This window comes from Saccharibacillus qingshengii (genome assembly GCF_013185195.1).
GTDB lineage: Bacteria > Bacillota > Bacilli > Paenibacillales > Paenibacillaceae > Saccharibacillus > Saccharibacillus qingshengii.
Map to the genome: position 1 here is coordinate 1 of NZ_JAAZWC010000067.1, position 2442 is coordinate 2442.

Sequence of the window (2442 nt, forward strand, 5' to 3'; positions counted from 1 at the left end):
TCGTAAATGTTTAGGCTGGAAGTCGACGCACGAATCGTTTCAGGACGAACTGTTGCACTTGGATTGACAATTCGTCACCTAAAAAAAGGAGTTGCTCTAGTGAAACAAGCAACTCCTTAAAAGTTTTAACCATAAAATTAATTTTGTAAAATCAAATCATTTATCTTTCAATTTTTCTTCGACTTTTATGATAGACTCCAAGTAAAAGTCATAAACATTTTTTTGTACTTCAGTCTTGTTCAGTCTAGCGACTTGATGATCTAAAGCCAGCCCTGTATAAATCTCGCTGATGTCTTTTTTAATTTCTTTCACGTCAGGATTGTCATTTTTTTTATCCATGTATGCATTGATCGCAAGCATGTCAGATCTTGAGAAGTAAACTTGATTTTCTAATCTGTTCTTCATCAGTGCAACAATCTGTTTTGTCTCTGCATGATCATTAGTTGCATGATCCTGATTCATAGAAGCCTCATCCTTTCCAGAAAGTACACTCAAAACTATCATAAATGCTTTCACCCAAAAAACTATGTTTCCCATTCTTACCTCCGTTTTCCTTTGACGAATAGGTCTAAAACATTGTCCACCCCTATTGAATCTTCAAAAGGAAAATTAGATTTGATGTAGTTGTAAGCACCTTGTGTCTTAATCGATCTTCTAACTCCGTTATCATACCAATGAAACCCGTAAGCTAAAACTCCATTTTTTGGAGATACAATATTCATGTAAAGTGATCCATAAATCGGAATATCATCAATCTTGGAAATACTAAATCCTTTTTTAAGAGGTTTTGATGTATTTTTACTTTCAGATTCGTATTTTGCAAGTTGTTTATCTGCATCTTCATAATATACAGGCCCTACTAGATAGCTTTCTTTGTCCCACCACCCAAAGTCTTCTTTCCAACGTAAGGGCTTAACCTCCCACATATAATTGTTAGAAACAATATCCACGCGGTATCTATTCAAATCATATTCTACCGTTGTAGCGCTTTTGGTTTTCTCAAAAATTTTCTTGCCAGCTACAACTTGGGCAATTTGATGGAAAGCTAGATATATCCCGCCTTCTCCAGTTAAATCTATTATTGCTCCACTAAGTGCTTTAGTGCTTAAAGGTGTGCCCGCGTTGGTTTCACCTTTAGCATACTGACTTAAAAAAGCATTCAAACCTTCATAAGCTACACGACCCGTTGGATCCATATACTTCAATGGATTATTTTCTACATAGATATACGAATTCAAACTACTTGGGCAGTTGACATAGCCTTCAAACGTATCCTCTTGAATAAATCGTCCAATGCTCAGATCATACCAACGGCTTCTCAGATATTGTAGGCCTATATCTTCATCCCAGAATTCGCCGGAATAACCGAACGGATTGTCGACTTGGACGTCTGCGGTCAGTGGGTTGCCCCAAATGTCATACGTGTAGCGGTTCAGCGCAGTACCGTCGGCTTTAACCAGTCCGATGACGTCGCTGTGTCCATTGTGCTGGTAGTAGGCTTTTTGATTGCTGACGTCTTCGCGATAGATCAACTGCACGTGGCGCACGTAGCAGGCTTTAAACGTCTCGCTACCGTCCGTAGTAACCGTGCTTTTAACGATGATGTTCGCACCGTTGAGTAGTACCGGCTCGTGGTTACTTGTCCGTTTTTTATAATACTACGCTCTGTCATCAGGCCATCGCCATTGTACTTGTAATTGACTGAAGTCTGGTTATGCGTCACGTTGCTCAACGGTTCGACTTGTTTGTACGTGTAGTTCGCGTTGTCTTTATGCAGCATTTGGATGCTCGATTGCAGCGTCAGATGGTTACTGCGTTACCGTCAAAACGCTTGAATACGCGGCCGTTCTCTTAGCGCGGGACCTGCAAATCGTCTTGCCGAAAGGGAACGACGATTTTCGTTCTGGGCTGATCGTATCCATAACGTTCTTCGATGGTTTTCGGCGTGCCGTTTTCCGTCACTTCTTGCTTGATCGAAGTCGGATATGCGTGTTTGACGGCTACGTCGTACTCGATATCCGTTTGCTGCGTTTTGTCGTTCTCAAGTTGCTGCACGGCTTGTGTCACGTTGCCGTACGCATCGTGTTGGTACGTCATTTGCAGCATACAGGGCGATCAAAAGAAGACTTACCCTTTTTAAGTAGCAAGTCTTCTTCATATCAGAAATAAATGCCGATCCGTATTCCTCCTGGCAGCAAGATTCCAACGAGAAAGTAAACAGACTGCTTCGAAAGTTTTTCTAAAAGGGCATGACTTTGACAAAGTGACCGAAATTGAGCTTCAGCGCTTCACCTGATGAACAACCGGCCTTGCAAATGCTTGGGCTAGAAGTGGATACACGAATCCTTTTAAATGAATCGTTGCACTAGTACAGCGTCAACTCAAAATCACTGGATAAAGATGCTTCAACCGAGTTCGGGCATCGTCCGTTGTAAAATGCCA

3 protein-coding genes are annotated in these 2442 nt (G+C 41.4%); all 3 read right to left on the reverse strand.

Annotated features, from left to right (window positions below; all coding sequences use genetic code 11):
• Positions 1-156 precede the first annotated feature (156 nt).
• The 3 genes from HRQ60_RS23215 to HRQ60_RS23225 all read right to left on the reverse strand — a co-directional run bounded on the left by HRQ60_RS23215 (position 157) and on the right by HRQ60_RS23225 (position 2106).
• On the reverse strand, positions 157-537 hold the full coding sequence (locus HRQ60_RS23215) for a hypothetical protein (protein ID WP_172200987.1): 381 nt from the start codon (positions 535-537) through the stop codon (positions 157-159).
• A 2-nt stretch (positions 538-539) separates the two neighbouring features.
• Positions 540-1538, reverse strand: coding sequence for an RHS repeat-associated core domain-containing protein (locus HRQ60_RS23220; protein WP_172200990.1), 999 nt, complete (start codon positions 1536-1538; stop codon positions 540-542).
• Between the two features lie 313 nt (positions 1539-1851).
• Positions 1852-2106: a hypothetical protein gene (locus tag HRQ60_RS23225; RefSeq protein WP_172200993.1), complete on the reverse strand. Its 255-nt coding sequence runs from the start codon at positions 2104-2106 to the stop codon at positions 1852-1854.
• Positions 2107-2442 lie beyond the last annotated feature (336 nt).